The sequence below is a fragment of the Archangium minus genome, from assembly GCF_044360475.1.
GTDB classification, from domain to species: domain Bacteria; phylum Myxococcota; class Myxococcia; order Myxococcales; family Myxococcaceae; genus Archangium; species Archangium minus.
Map to the genome: position 1 here is coordinate 12,446,978 of NZ_CP043494.1, position 23,977 is coordinate 12,470,954.

The 23,977-nt window shown below is 69.3% G+C and carries 16 protein-coding genes; 8 read left to right on the forward strand and 8 right to left on the reverse strand.

What is annotated here, in order from left to right:
- Positions 1-651: 651 nt before the first annotated feature.
- From F0U60_RS51195 to F0U60_RS51210, 4 genes are all read left to right on the forward strand, one after another.
- The gene (locus tag F0U60_RS51195) at positions 652-1,164 is read left to right on the forward strand and encodes a hypothetical protein (RefSeq protein ID WP_395811836.1); all 513 of its coding nucleotides are present in this window, start codon (positions 652-654) and stop codon (positions 1,162-1,164) included.
- A gap of 145 nt (positions 1,165-1,309) precedes the next feature.
- A complete protein-coding gene (locus F0U60_RS51200) occupies positions 1,310-5,035 on the forward strand; it encodes a serine/threonine-protein kinase PknK (protein WP_395825814.1) in 3,726 nt (1,241 codons plus the stop codon).
- Between the two features lie 169 nt (positions 5,036-5,204).
- Positions 5,205-6,614, forward strand: a complete 1,410-nt coding sequence (locus F0U60_RS51205) for a hypothetical protein (protein WP_395811837.1) — start codon at positions 5,205-5,207, stop codon at positions 6,612-6,614.
- Between the two features lie 18 nt (positions 6,615-6,632).
- On the forward strand, positions 6,633-8,072 hold the full coding sequence (locus F0U60_RS51210; RefSeq protein WP_395811838.1) for a serine/threonine-protein kinase: 1,440 nt from the start codon (positions 6,633-6,635) through the stop codon (positions 8,070-8,072).
- 3 nt (positions 8,073-8,075) lie between these two features.
- Here the strand turns inward: F0U60_RS51210 and F0U60_RS51215 are convergent, their stop codons facing one another.
- From F0U60_RS51215 to F0U60_RS51225, 3 genes are all read right to left on the reverse strand, one after another.
- Entirely contained in the window at positions 8,076-9,437 is a 1,362-nt protein-coding gene (locus tag F0U60_RS51215; RefSeq protein WP_395811839.1) for a sigma 54-interacting transcriptional regulator, read from the reverse strand.
- A 183-nt stretch (positions 9,438-9,620) separates the two neighbouring features.
- Positions 9,621-10,778, reverse strand: a complete 1,158-nt coding sequence (locus tag F0U60_RS51220) for a hypothetical protein (RefSeq protein WP_395811840.1) — start codon at positions 10,776-10,778, stop codon at positions 9,621-9,623.
- Positions 10,779-10,901: 123 nt separating this feature from the next.
- A complete protein-coding gene (locus tag F0U60_RS51225; protein ID WP_395811841.1) occupies positions 10,902-11,570 on the reverse strand; it encodes a DUF4476 domain-containing protein in 669 nt (222 codons plus the stop codon).
- 202 nt (positions 11,571-11,772) lie between these two features.
- Here F0U60_RS51225 and F0U60_RS51230 point away from each other — a divergent pair, with 202 nt between their 5' ends.
- The 4 genes from F0U60_RS51230 to F0U60_RS51245 all read left to right on the forward strand — a co-directional run bounded on the left by F0U60_RS51230 (position 11,773) and on the right by F0U60_RS51245 (position 13,861).
- A complete protein-coding gene (locus F0U60_RS51230; RefSeq protein ID WP_395811842.1) occupies positions 11,773-12,627 on the forward strand; it encodes a hypothetical protein in 855 nt (284 codons plus the stop codon).
- A 268-nt stretch (positions 12,628-12,895) separates the two neighbouring features.
- Positions 12,896-13,102, forward strand: a complete 207-nt coding sequence (locus tag F0U60_RS51235) for a cold-shock protein (protein WP_043411966.1) — start codon at positions 12,896-12,898, stop codon at positions 13,100-13,102.
- A gap of 91 nt (positions 13,103-13,193) precedes the next feature.
- Positions 13,194-13,376, forward strand: a complete 183-nt coding sequence (locus tag F0U60_RS51240) for a hypothetical protein (RefSeq protein WP_203408954.1) — start codon at positions 13,194-13,196, stop codon at positions 13,374-13,376.
- Between the two features lie 152 nt (positions 13,377-13,528).
- Positions 13,529-13,861, forward strand: a complete 333-nt coding sequence (locus F0U60_RS51245; protein ID WP_395811843.1) for a hypothetical protein — start codon at positions 13,529-13,531, stop codon at positions 13,859-13,861.
- A gap of 8 nt (positions 13,862-13,869) precedes the next feature.
- On the opposite strand, the gene F0U60_RS51250 is transcribed toward F0U60_RS51245, so the two are convergent.
- From F0U60_RS51250 to F0U60_RS51270, 5 genes are all read right to left on the reverse strand, one after another.
- On the reverse strand, positions 13,870-14,268 hold the full coding sequence (locus F0U60_RS51250) for a hypothetical protein (RefSeq protein ID WP_395811844.1): 399 nt from the start codon (positions 14,266-14,268) through the stop codon (positions 13,870-13,872).
- 113 nt (positions 14,269-14,381) lie between these two features.
- Positions 14,382-15,014 carry an RNA polymerase sigma factor gene (locus F0U60_RS51255; RefSeq protein WP_395811845.1) on the reverse strand — a complete coding sequence of 211 codons (633 nt, stop codon included), beginning with the start codon at positions 15,012-15,014 and terminating at the stop codon, positions 14,382-14,384.
- A 52-nt stretch (positions 15,015-15,066) separates the two neighbouring features.
- Positions 15,067-19,104, reverse strand: a complete 4,038-nt coding sequence (locus F0U60_RS51260; RefSeq protein WP_395811846.1) for a protein kinase — start codon at positions 19,102-19,104, stop codon at positions 15,067-15,069.
- Between the two features lie 182 nt (positions 19,105-19,286).
- Complete coding sequence (locus tag F0U60_RS51265; RefSeq protein WP_395811847.1) at positions 19,287-19,850, reverse strand: WbuC family cupin fold metalloprotein; 564 nt, start codon at positions 19,848-19,850, stop codon at positions 19,287-19,289.
- 39 nt (positions 19,851-19,889) lie between these two features.
- Positions 19,890-23,939, reverse strand: coding sequence for a protein kinase (locus F0U60_RS51270; protein ID WP_395811848.1), 4,050 nt, complete (start codon positions 23,937-23,939; stop codon positions 19,890-19,892).
- Between the last annotated feature and the right edge of the window lie 38 nt (positions 23,940-23,977).

Consider the following 23,977-nt stretch of genomic DNA (forward strand, 5'->3'; position numbering starts at 1 on the left):
CCCAGAGGCATGACCCTCAGCATATACCTCCAATTCCAACCGGACTTTCGGCATCGCCCGTGCGATGAGGTTGCGTACTTGAGCAACCGCTGGTGACATGTCTCCTGAACGAGCGGTCTCTCCTGTCAATAGAAACGCGTGGAGCCGATCACACGAGCCCTTTGGAATACTCGCAATCGCTTCCTCCAATGCGCCGCTCGCGAGTTCTCCCACGCGCTCCGGCGGTTTCAATCCCTCAACAAGACCGGTCACACGAGAGGCAGCAAGTGGTTCACCATGGCGATCCACCAGATCGCGTCGATATACTAGGCGCGAGATGCCCGCTCGCAGCGCAGCACAGGTACTGGGACCGTTATGCCCCACAGGAGACCTCATCCCCATTCCAGTGATGGCAACTCGCATCGGACGACCCGCCAAGCCATCCATAGGTCCATCCTCCTTCCTTGGGATATAACCCTAATCGAGTGCTGCCCTCAACCTGGAGCGATAGATCAGGAGCAGGCCGGGCGCAGACATAGAAGATCCGGGAGGAGCAACTTCACGAGAGGGTCGAGTGCCCGGATGGCCTTTCCTCCGAGCCGCTGAACGTTGGTAGGCTGTCCGCTTTCACGTGGGCAGCCCCAACACCCCTCTCGGCGGAGAACCCAGGCCATGCAATTCACCCTGTCCGATCACGGGCTACCGCCCCCGCCGACGCAGTGGGGGCTCTTCCTCTTCATCAGCATCCTCCTGGCGGTGTTTGCCCTGCTCATCGGACCGCCCCTGCTCCTGTGGCTGCGACGGAGCAGTGGGAACACCCTCGATGTGCTTCGCATCACCCCCACATCCGCCCTTCCGGTCAGCACCTTCCAGCGTCTGCTCGAGCTCATGGGCTGGTTGCTACCCACCCTGGGACTGTTCATCTTCCTGGTGGTCACGTTGGCTGGGAGTTACTCCGCCCTGCTCATCGAGACGGAAAGAAACTTCTACATTCCCGTGCGGTGGGACTCGGAAGAAGAACCCGTCAACCCCGTGTGGGGCACGCTCTTCTTGGTGGGGCTTGTAGGTTTCTACGTATTCATGTTGTCGATGCAAAGGCCCTCCTCCACGCACGACGTGCTTCGCGTAGGTAGGAGCGTTGGACGAGCCAGGCGGAGTCATCGCCTCGTCCGCGCAACACTCTGATAACCTCGAGTCACGGCGCCCCCCCGCCGCCCTCCCCATGCGCTGCCCGGTCTGTCACCGTCGCCTCGCCCCCAGCGACGTCTGTCCCCTGCACGCCCAGAGGCCCCGGCCCGCTCCGGAGCCCGAGCCCTTCGCATTGCCCCAGGTGCCCGGCTTCCAGCTCCGCACCCTCCTGGGCTCGGGCGGCTTCTCCCGCGTCTTCTCCGCCCTCCGCGACGAGGATGGGCGTGAGGTCGCCCTCAAGGTGGCGCTCGGCTCCTTCTCCGCGCGCTTCGCCCGCGAGGCCGCCGCCCTGCGCCGCGTGGGCCCTCCCACCGTCCCCGAGCTGCTCCTCGAGGGCACCTCTGACGGCCGCTCCTTCCTTGTCCTCGAACGCCTGCGTGGCCAGACGCTCGCCGCCTGGATGGCCGCGCTCCCCGGCTCCGGCGCCGCGCCCCTCTCGCACGTGGGCGAACTACTCGCCGGCCTGTGCGCCGCCCTCGAGCGTGTCCACGCCGTGGGGCTCGTCCACCGGGACCTCAAGCCGGAGAACGTCTTCCTGCGCGAGGGCGGCGCGCTCAGCCTCCTCGACTTCGGCCTCGCACGCTTCCTCGAGGCCTCCGACCCCGACGAGCCCGAGGAATCCGTCAGCATCACCCGCACCGGCCAGCGACTCGGCACCGCCCACTACATGGCCCCCGAGCAGTGCCTCGAGTCCCGTAACGTGGATGCACGCACGGACCTCTACGCGCTCGGCGTCCTCCTCTTCGAGCTGCTCACTGGCTCCCCGCCCTTCACCGGCGGACCGGACGAGGTGCTGCACGGCCACGTGAACCTCCGGCCCCCTCGCGCCTCCGAGCGCGCCCCCGTGCCACCAGCCCTCGATGAGGTGCTGCTGCGTTGCCTCGCCAAGGATCGGGCCGCGCGCTTCGGCTCCGCCGCCGAGCTCCTCGCAGCCTTCGACTCCGCTCGCCGGACCAGCAGTCCCGGAGCACGGGCCACCCCCGAGGATGTACTCGCCCCCGCGCGGGCCCAGGGCGTGCGGAGCGTGGCGCTCCTTGGCCTTCGGAGTGAGCTCGGCGTGGACCAGCTCGCCGCGACCGTAGCGCCCGAGGGCGGTCTGCTCGCGCGCGTCCACCCGGGCCGCTACCTCATCGCCTTCCCCGAGCACCCCTCGGCCGAGGCGGGACTGCGCGCCGCCGCTCGCGCCGCTCGTCAGCTCACGTCCGAGCCCAGCACCACCGCCGTCCTCCACCTCGCCGAGCTGCGCGTGCGCCCCGGTGCCACCCTCACGCGCATGGCGGGCGCGGCCTTGGAGCAGCCCGAGTCCTGGTGGCCCACCTCCGCAGGAGACGCACCCCTGTTGGTCTCCCCCGAGGCCGCGGCGCGACTCGGCGAAGGCGCAACGACGCCCGGTCCCGCGGGAGCCCTCCAGCTCACGGGAGACTCCTCCCTCACCCGGGGGCCGGCGTCGGCAGAGCCCCCTCCCCTCCAGGGCCGCGACACGCTGCTCGAGACGCTGCTCGCCGATGCAACCCGCTCCTTCTCGGGCCAGGGCCCCGGCCTCTCCGTCCTCACGGGCGAGCCAGGCCTCGGCAAGACACGCCTGCTCGACGCGCTCGCCGCGACATGGGAGGCAGAGGGCCACGTCCGAGTCCTTCGCCTCGCCGCGCCCCACCCCGATGCATCCGGACCGGACGCGCTCCTCTCCGCCCTGTGGGCCCGCTGCGACAAGGACACGCCCCTTCCCTCCGCGCCCTCTGGAGCCCGGCGCCACGCCCTCGCCCGCACCGTGGCCGAGGCGCTGCGTCACCTCGCCACCCAGCACCCCTTGGCCCTCCTCTTGGACGACGCGCACCAGGCGGACCCCACCAGCCTGGACGCACTGGAGATGGCCACGCTCGCCGCGCCCGAGGTGCCGCTCTGGGTATGCGCCGCCGGACGCCCCGAGCTGCTGAGTCTGCGCCCCCTCCTCGGCGAGCGCTCCGGACACCCCGCGCACCATGTGCTGTCCCCCCTCGCGCCCGAGGCCAGCCGCGCGCTGCTGCTGCACCTGCTCCGCCCCGCCGAGTTCATCCCCGAGCCGGTGCTCGCGCGCCTGGAGCAGCTAACCCAAGGCGTGCCGCTGTCCCTGGTGGAGGTGGCCCGAGCGCTGCGCACCTCGGGAGCCCTGCGCGCCACGCCGGAGGGCGAGTGGTACGTGGCCGCGGACGAGCTGCTGCACGTCTCCGTGACGCCCCTCTTCGAGCGACTCGCCACGCGCGCCCTGTCCATGCTGCCCGCGGCACACCAGGGCCTGGCGCAGCTGTGCGCGGTGCTCGGCCAGGAGCTGACGGTGGCGCAGGTGGACGCGGCGCAGCGGCACCTGGAAGCGAAAGAGGACACAGCGCGCGTGGCGGGCCTGGACGCGGGCACGGGACTCGCACGGCTGGAGCGCGCGGGGCTGCTGCGGACGGTGGGCCCGGAGCGGTACGCCTTCCGCCAGCCCCAACTGCGCGAGGCCCTCGAGCGCGCCCTGCCCTCCTCCTGGCGCCGAGCCCTGCACGCGGCGGCCCTGCGAGGCCTCTCCGGACAGGGAGACGCAGAGCAACGCCAGCGCGCCCGCCATGCCGCGGCCTGCGGTGCGCACGAGGAGTCCTTCTCGGCGTGGTTCTCCCTGGGCGAGACCGCGCGGCGGGCCCACCGCTACGTGGAAGCCGAGCAGAACTACACCCACGCCCTGGCGCAGCTCCCCGAGGGAGACACGGCACGACGCGCACAGGTGCTGGCCGGACGAGGCCGGGTGCGCTACCGCATCCAGCGCTTCCGCGAGGCGCTCGCGGACCTCGGAGCGGCTCGGGCGCTGGCGGGGGCTCGGGGAGACACCGCGCTGGAGGTGGACCTGCTGCTGGAGGAGGCCACCGTCCTGGACTGGATGGAGGACGCGGAGGGCTCGGCGGCGCGCACGCAAGAGGCGCTGGAGAAGGCCGAGTCCCTGGATAATCCACGCCTGTCGCTGCGGTGCGCACTGGCCCGAGGCCGGCTGCACGTGCGGCAGGGCGAGTGGGAGCGAGCCACGCGCGTCCTCACCTCCACGGCCGAGGGTGCCGCACTGGCCAGGGAGCACGAGACGCACGTCATCGCGCTCACGCTGCTGGGCTCCGTGCTCGCCGTGCAGGAGAAGGCGGACGCGGCTGCCGAGCGCTTCGAGGAGGCGCTGGGCCTGTGCCGGCAGGCGGGGGACGGGCTGCACCTGGCCGCCACGCTCATCAACCGCCCCTTCCTGTGGCGCCTGCGCGCGGACGTGGAGGCCATCGAGCGGGACTTGCGCCAGGCCATCGCCGTGGGACGCGAGCTAGGCCACGCGCAGGTGGAGCGCTGGGCCGTGGGCCAGCTCGCCGAGTGCCTGCACTGGATGGGACGCTCCGAGGAGTCACTGGCCCTGGCCCGGCGCGCGCACGAGCTGGGCAGACGCTTCTTCGCCGAGCACCCGGTGGCAGTGGATGCCGTGCTCCTGGCCCGGCTCGGGGCGGCACGTGGAGACATGGAGGAGGCGCGTGGACAGCTCGAGTGGCTCGCCGCGCACTGCCCACCCGAGCGCATTCCTCCCAACACCGAGGCCCTGCGGCGCATGGTGGAGTTGCAGGTGCGCGAGGGTGAGGCCGGCCCTGTCTCCCACCTGGAGGCTTGGAAGACGCTGCTCGCCGAGGCCGAGCCCAACGCCTCCAGCGACGAGCTGACGGAGCTCCTCCATGAGGCCACCCGCTCCGCGCTCCGGGCGGGCTGCCAGGACGAGGCGCGGGAGTGGCTCGCCCGAGCCGAGCGCACTTCGGCGGCCTCCCCTCTGTGGCGGGCGCGGCTCGAGGCCCTAAGAGTTGCCTGCGAGACAACAGGTGCCGGGCGAAGCCTGTAGCGTCCCAGGCAACAGCGGCAAAGGACTCCACCTCCTGTCCGAGGGGCGCGGCCACACCGCCCCCCCTGGCTCGCGCCGTGCACGCCCGCGAGGTATGACTTCCCGGTCAATGCCACTTTCTAATAATTCCATGAAGAGTCCGTTGTGTGCCCTCGGCCTGGGGGTCTCGATGCTGCTCTCGTCCCTGGGCTGCCAACCCGAGCGCCCAGAGGAAGCAGAGCCCTCCACCCAGGCGGAGCAGGAGCTGCGCATCGCCAACTCGCTCACCACGCGAGCGCTCGTCTACAACGCCATCTCCACCAACCCCGTGGCGAACAACCTGGTGGCGAACAACGCCTTGGCGCCCCTGTTCGATCCCTCCTCGGGCGACGCGTATCTGACGCAGCAACTGCACGACGTGGATGCGCAGCACTTCATGTCGTACCTGGTGAGCTGCGCACTCAAGGGGACGCAGAGCATCCCGTGGATGGACCCGGCCACCCTCACGCCGAAGACGTGGAAGGGCAAGGCGGGCCTGTGCCCCGAGTGGGCAAACCAGGCGCCGTCTGAGGAGTGCAAGCGCCGAGTGTCCGCCTGCATCCTGGCGCGCAACAACGCCTTCGGCCGGCGGGTGGAGCTGTCGCTGCGGGGCGAGGACCCATCCGACATCAACCGCTTCGCGCTGGAGCCCAAGACGGCCTCGGTGGACCACGATCCAGATTTGGCGCAGGACGTGCCGAGCTTCCAGGCCTGCACCACGCACCAGTACGGGGCGGCCCGCAACTGTGGCTGGAAGCCGGACTACATCGGCCGCTGCGTGCCTGGCCAGACGGTGCGCCTGGGCGCGGGAGGCAAGGCGCCGGACCAGTGCTCGGGGGGCTCGGTAATGGGCTCCGTCAGCGGAGACATGGCGCTGCGCGTGTGTGACGGCATCGTCGGCTGCGACCATGCCAGTGCGCGCAAGCTCGCGCACAACCAGGGCTCGTGCGGCACAACACAGCCTGCGGTGACCTTCACCTGCCCGGCGTCGGGTGAGTTCAACGTCATGACGGCCCCGTATGACAGCTGGCAGAGCGGCACGGCCCACGTGGGAGTGGAAACGGGCACACCTGCGGGCACGAGCTATGGGCTCTCCGAGAAGGCGGTCTTCAGCTACCGGGAGGGGGCCTTCTACGGGACGCTCTTCGACGCCTCGGCGCTGGCGACGAAGGTCTACGTGGACGAGGAAGGCAAGGTGGTGGGCAAGGAGCAGCGCATCAAGGGCTCGGTATATAGAAAGATGTTCTCCTGCTACGCGCCGGAGTGGAGCCAGGGAATGGCATACGCCACGAGCCGCGTGTGCGCGCAGCCGGGAACGGGGTTGGACTGCGCGGCGACCGTGACGGGGGCGTGCTTCACGCCCTGGGACCAGAACTTCCCGGCCTCGGTGTGCGAGGTGGAGGACGGGCCGCTCGTCAGCGGAGATGGGGACTTCGAGCGGTGCATGGACCCAGCAAAGGGCATGTGGAAGGAGCCCATCACCGTCTACCTCCACGCGCCGTGTGACGTGGTGTCGGCAAAGAATCCCGAGCTCTGTGCCTGGAGGCGCGTGCAGAAGTAACCTCCCAGCACCACGGATATGACGAACCGGAAGGACGCACCCGGGGACGCCCCCCTCGAGCCCGGAGGTCGGGCCTGGTCGCTGTACGGTGAGGAGCTGTCACCGGGAGCGCAGGTGGGGGGCTACGTCGTTGAGAGCACCCGCTACCGGGGCAGCGTCTCGACGCTGTATCGCGCGCGCGACTCCCGCACCGGAACGCCCGCGGCCCTCAAGGTGATGAGGCCCCAGTACACCGCTTCGCGCGGAGCCCTGCGTCGCTTCCAGCAGGAGGCGGAGACGCTGCGGCGATTGAGACACCCGCACATCGTGGACGTGCTCGAGCACGGAACGCTGGCGGACGGGCGGCCCTTCATCGCCATGGAGTGGCTGGAGGGAAGGGACCTGGCGGCGGAGCTCGCAGCACGAGGCCCCTTCTCCGCACGAGAGGCGCTGGAGCTGCTGGAGCAGGTGGGCTCGGCGCTGAGGGCAGCGCACGGGGCGGGCGTCATCCACCGGGACTTGAAGGCGCAGAACGTGGTGGTGCTGAGTGGAGGGGCAGCACCGGTCGTGAAGCTGGTGGACTTTGGTGTGGCGAAGCTGCTGTCGCCCGAGGAGCCGGGCACGGAGGCAACGAGCACAGGGCTGGTGCTGGGCACGCCTGTGTCGATGGCTCCGGAACAGATTCGGGGGGAGACACCGGACGCGCGGACGGACCTCTACGGGCTGGGGGTGTTGCTGTACCAGCTCGTCACGGGACGACCGCCCTTCCAGGGAACCACACAGGTGGAGTTGGAGGAGCAGCACATGCATGCCCCCGTGCCGAGGGCGAGTGAGCGGGCGCCGGTACCGGCAGCGCTGGACGAAGTGGTGGGGCGCTGTCTGGAGAAGCGGCGGGAGGACCGCTACCCGGACGTGGACGCGGTGCTGGAGGAGCTGCGAAACGCAGTCCGGGGGGATGGACCGGGCCGAGTGAGGCAGGTGCGAGCGCTGGGGCTGTACATGGAGGCGCGCATCAACGGGCAGGTCGACGACGCCACGCTGGAGGTGGTGGACACCCTGCTGGAGCGAGTGCGCGCGAGGATGGACGCGCAGGGGCTCACCGTGATGGTGGAGGGAGGCAACTTCCTGCTGGGGGTGGCGGCATTGCCCCTGGGGGAGGACTCAGAGCGGGAGACGCGACGCAAGACGCTGGAGCTGGCGCTCCTGTTGTCGGAGGAACCCCACGCGGAGGCGAAGGCAGCGCGAATCTCCCTCGTGCCCACGCTGCACGTGGACCTGGCGACGCTGCGGCTGGACGTGGGAGGCAGACAGGGCCTGGGGGGAGGCCGGCTGCTGAGGCTGTCGGCCTGGACAGGGGGGCATCCGGGCCACGGCGTCCTCGCGACAGCGGCGGCGCTCACGGGGCTGGAGGGCACCTTCCACTCGGAGGTGCTCTCCAGCCACGCGGGCCTGCACCACGTCACCCGGCTCGAGGCCTGAGCCTCACTTGATGCCGTGCCGCCGCAACAGGCGGTAGAGGTACACGCGGTCCATGTCCGCGCCGGCGGCGGCCTGGGACACCTTGCCCTGGTGAAGCTCCAACAGCGCGCGCAGGTAGCGCCGCTCGAAGTCATCCAGGGCGAGCCGCCTCGCCTCGGCATAGGGCACCTTCGCATCCACCTCGGAGCGGCTGCTCGCCGGGGCCATGTCCGTCAGCGCCAGCGTGTCCTCGAACACCAGACACCGCTCCAGGTAGTTGCGCAGCTCGCGCACGTTGCCCGGCCACGCCGCCTGCTCCAACCGCGAGATGAAGCTGGGCAAGCGCAGCGCCTTCGTCCGCTCTGGATCCGCGCCCAGCCCATCGAGGATCTGCTCCACCAAGAGCTGCAGGTCCTCGGGCCGCTGGCGCACCGCCGGCAGCGGAATGCGCAGCACCGCCAGCCGGAAGAAGAGGTCCGAGCGGAACCGGCCCGCGTTCACCTCGGCGCGCAGGTCGCGGTTGGTGGCGGCGATGATGCGCACGTTCACGGGCACGTACGTGTTGGTGCCCACGCGGCGGATTTCGCGCGTCTCCAGCACGCGCAGGAGCTTGGGCTGGAGCTCGGCGGGTAGCTCGCCAATCTCATCGAGGAAGACGGTGCCGCCATGGGCCTCCTCGAAGGCGCCGATGCGCCGCTGGGCCGCGCCGGTGAAGGCGCCCTTCTCGTGGCCGAACAGCTCGCTCTCCAGCAGATCCGCGGGAATGGCGCCGCAGTCCACGGTGAGGAAGGGCTTGTCGTGGCGGTCGCTCACCTGGTGGATGGCCTGGGCCGCCTGACTCTTGCCCGTGCCTGTCTCGCCCTCCAGCAGCACCGTCACGTCGCGAGCGGCGGCGCGCTCCAGCAGGGCGAAGCACATGCGCATGGGCACCGAGGTGCCCACCAGCGAGCCGAAGCGCGTGCGATTGGACACGGGGAGCCGGTTGCTGTCGGAGCCGTAGTCGAAGCGCAGCACCGCGCGGCCCAGCCGCAGGAGGCTTCCACCCCGCAGGTACCCGTCCGCCACCTGCACACCATCGAGCATGACGCCGTTGGTGCTGTCGAGGTCCTTCACCCGCGCGCCCTTGGGGCCCACGCGGATTTCACAGTGGAAGCGCGACACCGTGGGGTCGTCCAGGGTGAAGTCGTTGCTCGGGTGCGAGCCGATGGAGCACGCATCGGACACCGAGTCCCAGGCGGTACCAGCCCCGGGGCCCTCCACCACGGTGAGAAGGAAACGCCGGACAGCGGGGACCTCGGAGGAGCGCGAGGCGTGCGCATAGGGCCGCGTCACGCTGACGTCCTCGGCGCCAGAGGTCTCGGGCGGGACACGATCGTTCGGGGGCATGGACAAAGCGTAACACGCCTCCCATACGCTAAGTGTGCCAGGGATTCGCCCCTCCGCTTCCCAGGGCAGGGGACGGAGGAGCACGAGCCCGTGGACGCGCCCACCGGAACGCGCGACGCTCCGGACCAGATTCGCGAGCTGCTGGGCCTGTCCTCAGGCTGAAGCGCACCGGACGCGGGCGCGCTACGCGTCGAGCAGTGCCGACCAGAAGGCAACGAGCCGCCAGACGTCCTCGGGCCGCTTCTTCCGGTCGAACTCGGCGTGGGTGATGAGGGGCGTGAGCAGGAGGCGCACCCGTGTCTGGGGCTCCAACCAGCGCGCGAGGAGCACGGACTCGATGGCGGGGATGACGGTGTCATCCGTGCCGTGCAGCAGATAGACGGGCGTGCGCGGGGCGGGCGAGCGCTCGGGTGAGAGCGACGGGTCGTCGGCGAAGGCCCTCGTGTACGGAAGCAACCGTGCCCCGAGCGCGGAGACGTCCCGCTCGTTCACGTACTTCATGAAGGTGGCGGCAGGCTCGGGCATCTCGGACTGCATCCGCCGAGCCTCCGCGAAGGTCTCGCTGGCCCGACGTCCGTCGTGAATCGCGAGGTGCGAGGCCCGGAGGAAGGTGAGAATGCCCGCGCGCAACGTCTCCACCTGCTCGGGAGGGACGAGCTGCCCGGCCACGTTGAGCAAGATGATGACCACGCCATAGTCGTGGGGCCTGCGCTGCTGGCCACCGGGCTCGACGCCATTGCACAGGAAGGTGAGCACGCGCGAGAGGTCGCCATGTCCCCCGAGCGAGAAGGTGAAGGCGACCTTGTCCGCGAGCGAGGGTCGACCCGCGGCGACCACGGAGAGCCCACCTGCGAAGCTGATGCCCATGAGGCCCACCCGACCATCGGGCGCGAGCTCCGGCCGAGAGGAGGCCCAGAGCGCGACGTCCTCGATCATGTCCGTCTCGCGGGGAGTGATGCGGTAGAGGAGGAGATCGGGCAGCTCGGGGGTGAGGACGATGAGTCCCCCGGCGGTGAGATCCCTCGCGAGCTCCTGCATCCGGGGCTCGTCGATGCCGTCCGCGTGCACGCCGGGGAGGAGGAGCACGGTGCGGCCGCGGGGGTGCTCAGGCCGGAAGACGCGGGCTCGCAGGGGCCCATAGCGCGAGGGGACCTGAAGCTCCTCCTCGGTGAAGGGACCGGTGCCCCAGCGGGAGATGCGACCGGGCAGGCCCTCCTTCATGTCGGCGGCGCGGGCCACGAGGGCCAGTCCCCGCATGTAGTGCGGGACGACCAGCAGGGCCACGAGCAGCAGCCCCCCGAGGAGGGCCAGGAGCATCACGCCGCGGGAACGAAGACGCATCAGGAGCGCCATTCAAACAGCGAACGCGCTCGCGCGCACCGCCTCAAAATGGCGAAGGGCCAGACCCACCGGGGCAACCGCGCCCCGCGAGCCTGGCCCCTGGGAGCCGCAGCGAACCCGGACTCAGCCGGAGATGATCTTCTTCAACTCGGCCTTGTCGTTGGAGAACTGGAAGGAGTTGTAGAGCTGGAAGCCATTCTGCCGGTCAAGGACGTTCGACCACAGCAGCCGCACCGCCTGCAGCCGATCCTTGGAGAACTGGAACTGGCTCAGCATCTGCTGCACCTGGCTGACGAGGAAGTGGTGGTCGCGGGTGGCGTCCTCGAGGACGTTCAACTTGTCCTCCGCGAAGGGCTCGCGCGACATGGCGCTCATGATCTTCTGAAGCTTGCCCTCCGCGATGGGCAGATACGACGGGGGAGGAGGCGGCGGGGGGTTGTAGCCGCCGCGCGCGTCGGGAGCGCTGGCGAGAACCTCACGGATGTCGTTCAACTCCTCGTAGGCCTCGCGGAGCTTGCCCCGGCCATCGCCGCGCCTGCTGCGCTCGAAGGCCTCGCCGAGCAGCTTCTCCAGGTGGGCGAGACGCTGCTCCATGTCCTCGCGCTCGATCACCACCATCGTCTTGCGCCGACCGCGACGAAGCTCGTTGCTGTCATCGGCCCGGAGCTCGGCGGACGAGGTCGGGGGAGCGATGCCAGTGCCCTGGCCAGGAGGAGGCGCGAGGGCGGGAGCGGTCTGGGCGGAGGCGGCAACAGCGGTGAGCAGGGTAACGGCGGCGAAGAGGGCCTTCATGGGAGTCATTTCCTTCCGGGGTGCAACCTTGCTGCATCTACGCACTCAGACGGGCGGTGAGCGTCCGCATTCAAACGGTCGCGCTCCACCCTCCGCCGTCGGTCCCCACGGACGGAGCATCCCGCGCCTGGACACGCGGCACCTCCAAGTGACGGAAGACACGCGGGCCAGCTCCGGGCCGGGCCTTGCACCGGGCCCAGGCATGACGACGCACACCGACCATCCCCTCTGCCCTCCACTCGCGAAGGGCCTGTCACTCAAGACCAGGTTCGGAGGGCTTCAGCTCCTCTCAGCGCTGCTCATGTCCGCCGGCTTCGGGGGCATCGTCCTCGTGCTGTGCGAACAAGAGGCCGCCGCCGGAGGACTCCCCCGCTCCATCGCTCTGGCGAGCCTCTTCTGTGTAGGCGTGGCCTTGGAGCAGTGGCGACATGGGTGGGTGGGAAAGCGGGCGCGGCAGGGCTGGGAGCAGCTCCTGGCAGGAAGGCCCGATGCGGCCATCCGTTGCTTCGAGGTGGCGGTGTGCGGAGGGAGGGCCGACCAGCGGGGCTGGAGCCATTACGGGCTTACGTTGGCCTGGCTCCGCAAGGGTGAGTACGTGCGAGCCCTCTCTCTGTGCGACGCGGCCCCCCAGCCCTGGGGGAAGATGTCCACCTCCGTCCGCGGTGCACGCAGGGCGGCCCTGAAGGCGCTCATCCTGGCACTGTCCGGTGAGCTGGACGCGGCCAGACGCCAGGTGGCGGAGCTCCGGCGCCCCATGTTCGACAAGACGGACTACGCCTTGCTGGCGCAGGCTGTGATGCTCTGTCGCGAGGGGAAGTACGTGGACGCGGTGAGGCGCATTCAGCAGTCCCCTCGGGAGAGCATCCCCGACATGGACGTGGGGGCAGTGGCGGTCCTCCACGCCTTCGCGCGAGGTCGGCTGGCAGGACAGCTCGTTCCGCTCAAGCCGGGGTGCGTCATGCCCCAGAGACCCGCCCGTGCCTCCGAGCATGAATACCTCGCCCGCGAGTGGCCTGAGCTCGCCGCCTGGTTCCGGGGAGAGGAAGCCCGGGCCTGAGGAAAAAGGCCTGAATTATCCAGGGAATGGCCACGTACCGAGCCTCCTCGGATGCTCACCAGGGAGGCCCGACTCCTAGGAACAGCTCCCCCACTCGGAGTGTTTTCTGATGGGTCGTGGTCATGCATCCAACTGTCGTGAAAACGTAGTCCGGCGGATTTACCGGCTCGACTTCACGCGCAACTGGGTGCTACGCCCGATCTTGCGCTCCAGTGAGCGAACAGTGGGGCGATGGACGCCCTGCTGTGTAGGAGAAAGAATCAGAGCAATGGCAAGTGGCACTGTGAAGTGGTTCAACGACGCGAAGGGCTTTGGTTTCATCACCCAGGACAGCGGGGGCCCGGACGTGTTCTGCCACCACACCGCGATCCAGACCGACGGATTCCGCACCCTGGCCGAGGGCCAGAAGGTGGAGTTCGACGTGAAGAAGGGCCCGAAGGGCCTCCAGGCCGAGAACGTTCGCCCGATCGGCTGATCGCGCGAGCCCAGCGCCCTATCTTTCAATTCACGAGGCCCGGCCTCCGACGAGGCTGGGCTTCTTTTTTCCCTCTTTCCCCGGAGTAACCATGCAGGGAAGGTCTACGAAGAGACAAAAAGAAATGGCGCGCCAGCAGCGCCAGCGTGACAAAGAGGCCAAGAAGGCCGAGCGCCAGCGCGAGAAGGACACGAAGCCCCCGCGGCAGCCAGGAGACGAGGATCCGGACATCGCCGGCATCATTCCTGGACCCCAGCCGCCCCTTGAGATGTGAGAACCAGGCAGATAGGCGCCCCCGTGGCAGCCAGGGCTCGGAATCGCATGATGTTCCGGGCCCTTCGTGTATCCAGGGCGCTGCCCGGCCCTTGCCCTCGTGGCTGTCCGACGCCATGCATTACTTCCGAACCGCACCGAGCGGAGGGGCACATGGCGAAGGGTGACGATCGCACCGACAAACACGTCTTTGAGCAGCCCGCCACGATCCGAGAGCCCGCGGCGCCGAGCGAGCCTCGCGCGACACCGTCCCCTGCCGTGTCGGTCATCCCGTTGCCCAATGAAGAGCAGGCACGCGCGGGAGAGGCCTCCTCCACGACCCCCCAGGACGTGCGCGCGGCCACCGACGCGCTGATCCATGAAATCTTGGAGGAGGACTTCCTGTCCGACTCCGCCGAGCCCAAGCCCGCCGAGCCCCGCGCACCGCCCTCCCGAGAGGAGGACTGGCCCGCGGAGCTGCACGCATTGCCCCTTCAAGAGGAGTGAGGCGCAGCCTACTGCGCGTCTTTCCGCCGCTCGGGGTCTTCGCCGACGCCATGGGGGAGTTCCTGACGCTCCGGCACGGACTGGAAGCCTTCCTCTTCTGGCAGCGGATTCACGTCCACAGACCGCTCCTGGCCCGAGCCGCCCTGTCCCCGGCTCTCATCCTGGATGCCACTGGGGAGTTCCTGCTGCTCTGGCACCGTCTTGAAGCCCTCCTGGTCCGGCTGAGGGTTCACGTCCACCGGCTGCTGTCCTGACTGGCCCGCGCCCCCCGTGCCCTGCTCCTGCTGCTGGGACGGGACGTACTGCGGGCCCTGCCTACCGCGCTCGTCACGGCAGCCTCCCGCCAGTAACAGGGCCGAAGCGGCCAGGCCCATCACCACCGCGCGCTTGAATCCATCCCTCGTCATGCGGGTCTCCTTGCTGGGAGCCGTCTCTGGCTTCCCGAAGGGTTTGCCTCGCAGGGACCCGCTGCATCAGCCGAGCAAGTGCCTGTATGACCGCCCGCCCGTCGTACCGCTCGCTACACGTGCGTCGAGGAGTCCTCCGAGGCGATGAGCCCTTCCTCCTCGGCGAGCGAGCGCAGGTGGGCCTTGATGCGCTGGAACTGCTGGCGCAACGCCGCTGCCTTGCGCTTGAGCGCCGCGTCCGACAGCGCCTCCTCTCCTTCCGACATCACCCGCGCCACATCATCCCAGGACAAACGCTGATCCACCCGGAGCAGCAACAACATGCGCTCCTGAGGATCCAAGCTCTCGCGCAGCGCGCGAAAGCGCTCCTTCACCGAGGTCCTCTGCCACGGACGCGTCTCCGAGCGCGGCTTGAGCGCCTCGTCCGGCAGCGCGGACATGCTCACCGGCTGCTCCCGTCCCGACGGCGCGTGCATCACCTGGTAACACGCGTTGCGCGCCAGACGGTAGGCCCACGTGCGGAAGGAACTCTCCCAGCGGAAGCCCGACAAGCCCCGCAGCAGGTTCTCGCTGAAGAGGCTGAAGGCATCCCGACTCCGCTCATAGTCATGCAGCACCGAGCCCATCAGCCGCATGATTTCCTGCCCATAGCCCTCCAACGCCCGCTCCACGGCCCCCGCCATGTCGCCCCGCTTGCACAACGCCTGGATTTCCAGCTCCAGCTTCTCGCGCTCTTCCAACTGCATGGTGGCTCTTCTCCTCTCGTACGTCCGTCCCTTGGCCCGCTCACACCGACGTTCACACCGATCCCGCGTGCAACTCCGCCTCTGTTGACGGCCCCAGGGCGCCCAGGGCCTGCCGCTCGTACTCCTCCGCCCCCTGCTCGCGCGCGATGCGCACCGCCTGGCGCAGACTCGCGCGGGCCTCTTCCTCCTGCCCCAGGGCCCACCGCGCCTCGGCCTCGATGCGGTACAGCGCGGAATCGTAGAAGTGCTCACCCGACGCCTCCGCCCAACGCAGGGCTTCCCTCACCCCGAGCAGCGCCTCGCGCGGCTGCCGCAAGCGCAGGTGAACCTCCGCCAACCGTCCGAGGTGGTGCGGCATGCCGGCGCGCAGGCCCGCCATCCGCCACCGGCCCAGCCACTCACGCGTCTGCGCCAGCCCCTCCTCGGGTCGCCCCAGCTCGGCCAGGGCCCAGCCGCGCAGCAGACCGGACCACATCAGCCACAACTGGAACCAGTGCTCGCGAGAGAGGGCATGACACTCCTCGGTCAGCTCGAGCGTGCCCCGCGCGTCGCGCCGCAGCTGGCAGGACGCGGCGGCGTAGAGCAGCACATAGGCACGCGTGTGGGCGTGGTCGATGCGAACCGTCAGCTCCAACGCCTCGCGGCTCAACCGGAGTGCGTCCTCCGTGTGGCCCAGCACGGAGTGGGCGAGGGAAGCATGAACGAGCGCCACCGCCCGCGGGTCCACCCAGTGCCGCATGGCCAGCTTCCGGTGCTCCTCCAGGGAGAACTCCGAACACGCCACCGCGCGCTCCGCGAACTCGAGCGCCTCGCGCATCCGTCCCCAGGAGAAGAAGTCGGCGCCCATCATCCGGTAGCCCAAGGCGAGCAGCTCCCGGTTGCGCTGGCGTGAGCCCAGGTCCACCAGCTGCTCGGCCAGCTCGTGGGCCAGGCGGAGCTCCGCGCAGGCGAAGTAGTAGGCGAAGGGTCCCCAATAGGACAGCTCCAGGCCCGGCAACTCATCCCCTACCAGACGGAACAGCTCGCGCGCCCGGGTATAGGTCCGCTTCACCTCGGGCGAGCGGTAGCCCTGCAGCGCCGACAGCGGACGGCCCAGCGCGATGAGCAGCTGGAGCTCTTGTTGAATCCGCTGCGCGGCGTCCGGCAGCGAGCGCAACAGCCTCAACGCCTGCTGGAAGTGACTCACCGCCTCCTGGTTGGCCGTGTGGTGGCTGGCGCGGAGTCCGGCCTGGAGCCAGTGACGGATGGCGGGCTCGTACGCTCCCGCCTCGGTGTAGTGGTGGGCCAGCAGCTCCGGCTGTGTCTCCACCACATCGGGGAATTGCTCCTCCAGGGCCTGGGCGATGCGCCGGTGGTGCTGACGCCGGGTGCCACGCAGCAGGGACTGGTAGGCCGCGTCCTGGAGGAGGGCATGGCGGAACTGGTAGCGCGGTCCCTCCTGCTCCTCCTCGCGCTGGAGCAGCCCCATGTCCACCAACTCCTCGAGGTCCGCCTGGAGCGCTTCCGGGGGACGCCGCATCAGCGTGGCCATGAGGGCATGGGAGAAGCTGCGCCCCACTACCGCGCACAACTGGGCCAACGCCTTGTGCCGCGGGGGCAACCTGTCCAGGCGCGCCAGCAACAGCTCGTGCAGGGAGATGGGAATGGACGGAAGGGCGCCTCCCCCCACCACCATGCGCGTCAGCTCCTCCACGAAGAGCGGAATGCCGTCCGTCTTTTCCACGAGCAGGCGCACCGTCTCCTCGTTCAATGTCCTGTCACCGGCCGCCTCTTGCACCAGCGTGGCGGTGAGCCGCGCCGGCAGCCGCTCCAACTCCATCCGGTGAAGGGAGCCCACCTCAGGCCACGCGTGATGAAAGCTCGAGGGCCGCGCGCTCAGCACCAGCAGGACACGCGCGCCGCGCACGCGGCCCAGCACGTAGTCGAGCAGCGCCAGGGTGGACGGGTCCGCCCAGTGCAGGTCCTCCACCACACCGAACACCGGGCGCTCCCGCGCGATGCGCAGCAGCAGCGCCGTCAACGCCTCGAAGGTGCGCTCCTTCTGGCGCTCGGGCGAGAGCTGGAGGAGGGGCAGGTTCTCCATCACCGGCAACGAGAGGAAGGAGGTGATGAGCGCAATGTGCTCCGACTCCAGGCCCAAGGTCCCCAACTGCTCCTTCAGCTTGCGCAGGTTGTCCCGCGGCGCACCCTCCGGCTCCAACCGGAAGAGATGCTGCAGTAGCTCGATGAGGGGATGGAAGGCGCTGTTGGCGAACTGGCTCCAACACTGGCAACGCAGGACGGTGCAGGAGGAGGACGCCACCCGCTGGCGAGCCTCCTGGATGAGGCGGGACTTGCCGAGACCCGCCTCGGCGGTGAGCAGCACGAAGGAGCCATGCCCCTCCCGAGCCTCCTCCCAGTACTCGAGCAACTGGCTCAGCTCGTGCTCGCGGCCCACCAGCGGGGAGAGCGAGCCAACCGCCAGCGCGCGATCAAAGCGCGTAGCCGCCTTGCGCGCGCGACTCACGCGCCAGATGTCCACGTGCCGCGCTCCGGACAGCCCCTCGAAGGTGCGCGAGCCGAGCGCCTCGGATTCGAAGACGCGCTGCACCAGGGTGTTCGTGGCATCGCTGAGCACCACCGTACCGGGCTCGGACTGCCGGGCCAGCCACGACGCGATGCGCGGGGCCTCTCCCTGGATGGTGGGCGTGCGGCCCCGCAGCTCCGGGAGGATGTCGTCGAACACCACCATCTCGGTGTGGACGCCCACCTGGACCGCCAGGGAGCCCAGGTCCAGCGAGGCGAAGCGCCGACGCAGCTCCTCTGGCAGGATGGCGGACAGCTTCAGCCCCGCGTTGATGGCCTGCTCCGAGTCCTCCTCGTGCGCCACCGGATAGCCGAAGCACGTCAGCACCTCGTCGCCCACGCAGGTGGTGATGGAGCCCCCGTGCTGCTGGGTGATTTCCGAGCAGAGCTTCTGGAATGCGGCCTCCAGCTCGCTGAAGTCCTCCGGATCCAGCTCCCCAGCGAGTCCCACCAGTCCCACCAGCCGGTAGGACACCAGCGTCACCGGCCTGCGCTGGGGCGCCACGGCGCGAGGCTCCTCACGCCAGGGCCCCAACCGCTCCTCCAACCGGCGTAGCCTGTCACGCAGCTCGATGGCCGAGGGAAGGCGCTCACGTGGATCCTTCGCCAGGGCCGAGGCCACGAGCGCCTCCAGCTCCTGGGGCAGCTCAGGATCGCGGGCACGCACCGAGGGCACGAAACCGGGAGCCACCACCTTGGCACGCAGCTCCTCCAGCGTGGAGCTCGGGTAGGGCAGCTCCCCGGTGAGCACCTCGTACAGCATGACGCCCGAGGACCAGATGTCCGTGCGCTCGTCCTGCTTGCCGCCGCGCCACTGCTCTGGAGACATATAAGGAGGCGTGCCGGCGGTGGGCAGGTACGGCACAGGCGAGCCGCTGGAGGACGTGAGCCACGCGAGCCCGAAGTCGAGCAGCTTCACCCCACCCCGGCCCGTAATGAAGACATTGCTGGGCTTGAGATCGCGATGGACGATGTGGCGGCCATGCGCATGGGCCAGTCCCGCGGCCACGGCGCTCATGATCTCCAGCGCGCGCCGCACGCCGAGCTTCTGCTCCCGCTGCAGGAGCGAGGCGAGGGACTCGCCATCGAGGCACTCCATGACGATGAAGGGAGTACGCGGCTCCCAGGGCTCCCCGACCCATTCGGCCACGTCGAAGACGCGGATGATGTTCTCGTGGTCGAGCTGCGCGATGGCACGCGCCTCCTGCCTCAACAGCCCCATGGGCCAGCGCTCGCCCAAACCCTCGCGGGGGAGGAGGAACTTGAGCGCCACCACGCGCTGCAACTCCTCGTCATGAGCGCGGAACACCCGCCCCATGGCACCACCGCCCAGCTCGGCGAGGATCTCAAATCGGCGACCATCCGAGCCGCCCAGCCTTTCCCCAGGAGCCGGCTTGCGGAACGGGGGAGGAACCTGGGCCACTTCCTTCAGGAAGGAATCGCCAAAGTCCGAGTCCGCGGCTCGAGACAACCGCGCGGCGGGGCGATGCGCGCCCCCGCTGTTGTGACCGGTCTCGTCATGCATTCCCTGCTCCCCGGTCGAAGCGCCCTCACAATGGAAGGCCTGGATAAATGAAGTTATGGGTCCCATGGGCACCGGGCAACGCACTCGAGGCCAGGAAGCATGGGGCCTGAATTCATGGCGTCATCGCCCCTCAACGGGAGGAGCGAAGCAGCGCGCGTTCGTGACGCACGGGTGCGACGAATTCACTCCCCTTGCCGACCACCAGACATACGGGCGTGTGAGGAGGGGTAGCGCCGCTGATACTCCTCACGCAGCCGAGCAAGGTAGCTCACGGCCTCTGGAGTCCCCTCCTCGGGAGCCCAAGGGGCGAAGGACTTCTCGTTGGCCGGCGCGTAGGGCCCGTTCTTCACCTCGAAGAGCACCGTGTCCGGCGCGAGCGCGATGAGCCCGTGGAAGATGCCTGGAGCCAGGTCCACCCCAAACTGCTCGCCCCCGGCTTCCAATGACAGACAGTCCCGCACACGACCCTCCTCCTCGAAGGTGAAGAAGGCCAGCGCGCCACGCAGCACCACCCAGGCCTCGGCCTTCGGAGGCTCCAGGTGGCGGTGCGGCCGTACGTAGCTGTCCGGCTGGATGACGTTGAGCATCCGGTGCAACAGCTCGTCCTCCTTCTTGTGGAAGGGCAGGATGATGCGGCGCCGGGGGCTCGTCCGGGAGGACTCGGCGACCTCCTCGACCAGGGAGCGAGACAAAACCACCAGTTCACCCGCGGGGGCATCCAGGGCACGACGAGAGGAAGAGCTCATGGCGCCGAGCGGAACACACCGGCCCCGAAACCGTCCAGGTCACGGGTGCAAGGCTGCCTCCTCGTGAAGCCCCAGTGCCTGGAACTGGCGGCGCAGGCTCGCCTGGGCTCGCTGCTCATAGGCGCGCATCTCGTGCTCTCGGGCAAAGCGGATGGCCTCGAGGAACGCCTCACGTGCCTCGTCCTCGCGACCCGCCAGCCGCAACAGCTCGCCGCGGGCCCGGTGCAGCTCGGGCAGATAGGAATACTCCTCCGTCACAGCCGGCCACGTCATGGCCTCTTCCACCGCGGCCAGCCCCTCCTGCGCCTGCCCCAACCGCAGGTGGATATGGGCCAGCATGCCCAGGTTGTGGTGCATGCCCGCCAGGAGGCCCGAGCGCGTCCACTGCTCCAGCACCTCGCGCATCACCACCAGCCCCTCCTGAGGACGCCCCAGCTCGGCCAGCGCCCAGGCCCGCAGCGCGGAGGGCCACAGGTACCACAACAGGAAGCGGTGCTCGCGCGAGAGCGGGATGCACTGGTCCACCAGGCCCAGCGTCGTCCGTGCGTCCCACCGCAACTGGCTCCCGATGGCGCAGTACGTGAGCGCGAGCGCCGTCGTGTGCGCATGGCCGATGCGCCCGGCCAGCTCCAACGCCTGACGGGTGAAGTGCTCGGCCCGCTCGTCCTGTCCCGTCGCCGAGAGCGGCAGGGTGCCATAGGCCAGCGCGGCCACGCGCGGGTTGACCCACTGCCGGACGGCGAGGGTCCGGTGCTGCTCGAGCTCGAAGTCCGAGCTCTCCAGCGCCAGCTCCACGTGCCGCAGCGATTTGGACATCTCCCCCCAGGTGAAGAGATCAGTGGCCATCATCCGGTGCCCCATGGAGAGCAACTCCAGGTTGTGCTGGCGCTCACCCAGGCCCACCAGCAGCTCCGCCACCTCATGCGCATCCCGCGTCTTACCGCGCGCGAAGTAGTAGGCGAAGGAGCCCCAGAAGCTCAGCTCCAGCCGGGGCAGCGCCTCACCCACCTCGCGGATGAGCTGCTGCACCCGCGTGTACGTGCGCTCCACCTCGGGCGAGCGGAAGCCCTGCACCTGGACCAGGGGCATGCCAAGAGCGATGAGCAGCTGCAGCTCATCCTGGGTGAGCGACGTGGAATCCGGCAGGCTCCGCAGCAGCTTCAACGCCAGGGTGAGGTGGCTCACCGCCTCCTCGTTGGCCGAGCGCTGGCTGGCGCGCATTCCAGCCAGCTTCCAGTAGTGGATGGCCGGCTTCGGCAACCCGGCCTCCGTATAGTGGTGGGCCAGCAGCTCGGGCCGAGACTCCGCCTGCGCGGGGAAGTGCTCCACCAGGGCCTGGGCGATGCGCTGGTGGTACTGCCGCCGCGCGCTGCGAGGCAAGGACTGGTAGGCCGACTCCTGGATGAGGGCGTGGCGGAACTGGTAGCCGGGCTCGGCCCCCTCGTCGCGAGACTGGAGCAACCCCGCGGCGACCAGACCCGCGAGGTCCCGGCGCAGCACCGTGCCCCCGAGTCCCGTGAGGCGGGCGAGCAACGCATGGGAAAAGCCGCGGCCAATCACCGCGCACAGCTGCGCGAGCTGCTTCTGCCGGAGGGGCAACGAGTCCAACCGCGCCAGCAGCAGCTCCTGCAGCGTGACGGGAATGGACGCCTCCGCCCCACTCTCCAACATGACGCGCGTCATCTCCTCCACGAAGAGGGGAATGCCGTCCGTCCGGGTCACCAGCTGTGTCACCACCTCGTCCGGCAGTTCCTGTCCGCGCGCCACCTCCTTCACCAGTTGCGCGGTGCGCTCCGCCGGCAACCGCTCCAATGCGAGGGATTGAAAGCCGGAGTGCTGCACCCAGGGCGGGCGGAACTCAGGGCGAGCACTGAGGACGAAGAGCAGGCCCACCCGCTCCACGATGTCGAGCAGGTACCCCAGCATCTGCAGCGTGGAGGGGTCCGCCCAGTGAAGATCCTCCACCACCACCAGCACCGGACGCTCCCCTGCTTCGTGCACCAGCAGGGTGGCCAGTCCCGCCAGCGTCTCCTCCTTCTGGCGTTGAGGCGTGAGGCGCAGGTGCGGGGAGTCCTCGGCCACCGGCAGCGACACCAGCGAGGCCAGCACGCGCTCCTGCAGAGGTGTCAGCTCCCGCTGCGCGAGGTTCCGCTCCAGCGCGCGCAGGTTCTCCTCGGGCGAGCGCTCCGGGTTCACCCAGACCCGCTGCAACATCTCGATGAGGGGGTGCAGGGCGCTGGTGCTGAACTGGCTCCAGCACTGGAGCCGCAGCAGGAGGGGCTCGTCCAGCGACACCCGCTCGATCAGCTCCTGGATGAGGCGGGACTTGCCAATGCCCGCTTCACCACTGATGAGCACGTAGCCGCCCCGCCCCTCGCGGGCCCGCTCCCAGGCCTCGAGCATCACCCGCAGCTCCCGCTCGCGGCCCACCAGCGGGCTCAGCTTCCCGTCCTTGGCGAGCGTGCGCTCAAAGCGGATGACGGCCGCGCGCGAGCGCAGCACGCGATACACCTGGAAGGAGCGCCGCCCGTCGAAGGCGCGGGTGCCGAGCGCCTCGGTGTCGAAGGCACGCTGCACCAGGCTGTAGGTGCCGGAGCCAAGCACCACCTCGTCCGGCCCCGCGTGCCGCGCCAACCAGGTGGCGATGCGCGGGGCCTCTCCCTGAATGGTGGGCGTCCGCCCGCGCAGCTCCGGGAGGATGTCATCCAGCACCACCATGTCCGTATCGATGCCCACCTGCACGGCCAGCGCCGGGAGTGGCCCCGGTGGCAGCCGTCCCTGGAGGGCCTCGTGCACGGCCTTGGGGAGGGCCAACCCCGCGAGCACCGCGCACTCCGAGTCGCCTTCCTTTGCCACCGGATAGCCAAAACAGGCCAGCATCTCATCGCCCATGCACAGGGTGATGAAGCCGCCGTGGTGCTGGATGGCCTCCGAGGCGGCGCGGTGAAAGGCCGCCTCCAGCTCGCCGAAGTCCTCTGGATCCAACTCCTCCGCCAGCGCGGAGAGCCCCTCCACCCGGCAGTACACCAGCGTCACCTGCCGACGCTGGGGCGCCACCGACCGCTGGGCTCCGCGGCCAGGCCGCAGGTGCTCCTCCAGCTCGCGCAACTCCTCACGCAGCTCCGCGGCCGATAGAAGACGCTGCGCGGGGTCCTTCTCCAGCGCCACGGACAGCAGCGACTCCAACTCCCAGGGAAGCTCTGGGTGGTGTGCACGCACCGAGGGCACCGGCTCCGGGGAGAGCACCTGCGCGCGCAGCTCCTCCAACAAGAGGTGGGGATAGGGCAGCTCGCCGGTGAGCAACTCATGGAGCATGACACCCGCGGCCCAGATATCAGTGCGCTCGTCCACCTTTCCCCCGCGCCACTGCTCCGGAGCCATGTACGGGGGCGTGCCGGCCGTGGGCAAGTGCGGCACGGACGCGGCGCCCGAGGCCGCCACCCACGCCAGCCCGAAGTCCAACAGCTTCACCGTGCCCCCGTGGGTGATGAAGACATTGTTGGGCTTGAGATCCCGGTGGATGATGTGGTGCTCGTGCGCGTGCGCCAGCCCCGCGGCCACGTCGCGCATGATTTCCAACGCGCGCCGCAATGGGAGCTTCCGCTCCCGCTTCAGCACGTCCGAGAGCGACTCGCCCTCCAGACATTCCATGACGAGGAAGGGAACGGTGGGCTCGCCCGGCCCGCTGCTCCACTCGGACACATCGAAGATGCGGACGATGTTCTCATGGTCCAGCTGCGCAATGGCCCGAGCCTCACGCAGGCCCATGCCGGCGAGCTCCTCGCGCGGGAAGAGGAATTTGAGAGCCACCACCCGCTGCAGCTCGTCATCCCGGGCCCGGAAGACCTGGCCCATGGCGCCCTCGCCCAGCTCCTCGAGAATTTCAAACCGGCGCCCGTCCGAGCCCCCGAGACGCTCGCCCGGCAGCAGCCTACGAAACGGCGTGTGGAGGGTAGAGCTTGCCACCTCCATCAGGAAGGAATCGCTGAAGTCGGATCCGTCACCGAACTCCGCGTCGAACCCGGGCTCCGCGTCTTCCGGATGGGGCTCCACCGGCCCTTGGCCGTCATGCTCGCCGGTCCGTCCCATGATGTCGCCCCACGCCCCCTCAGAGAGAAGCTAGGGGC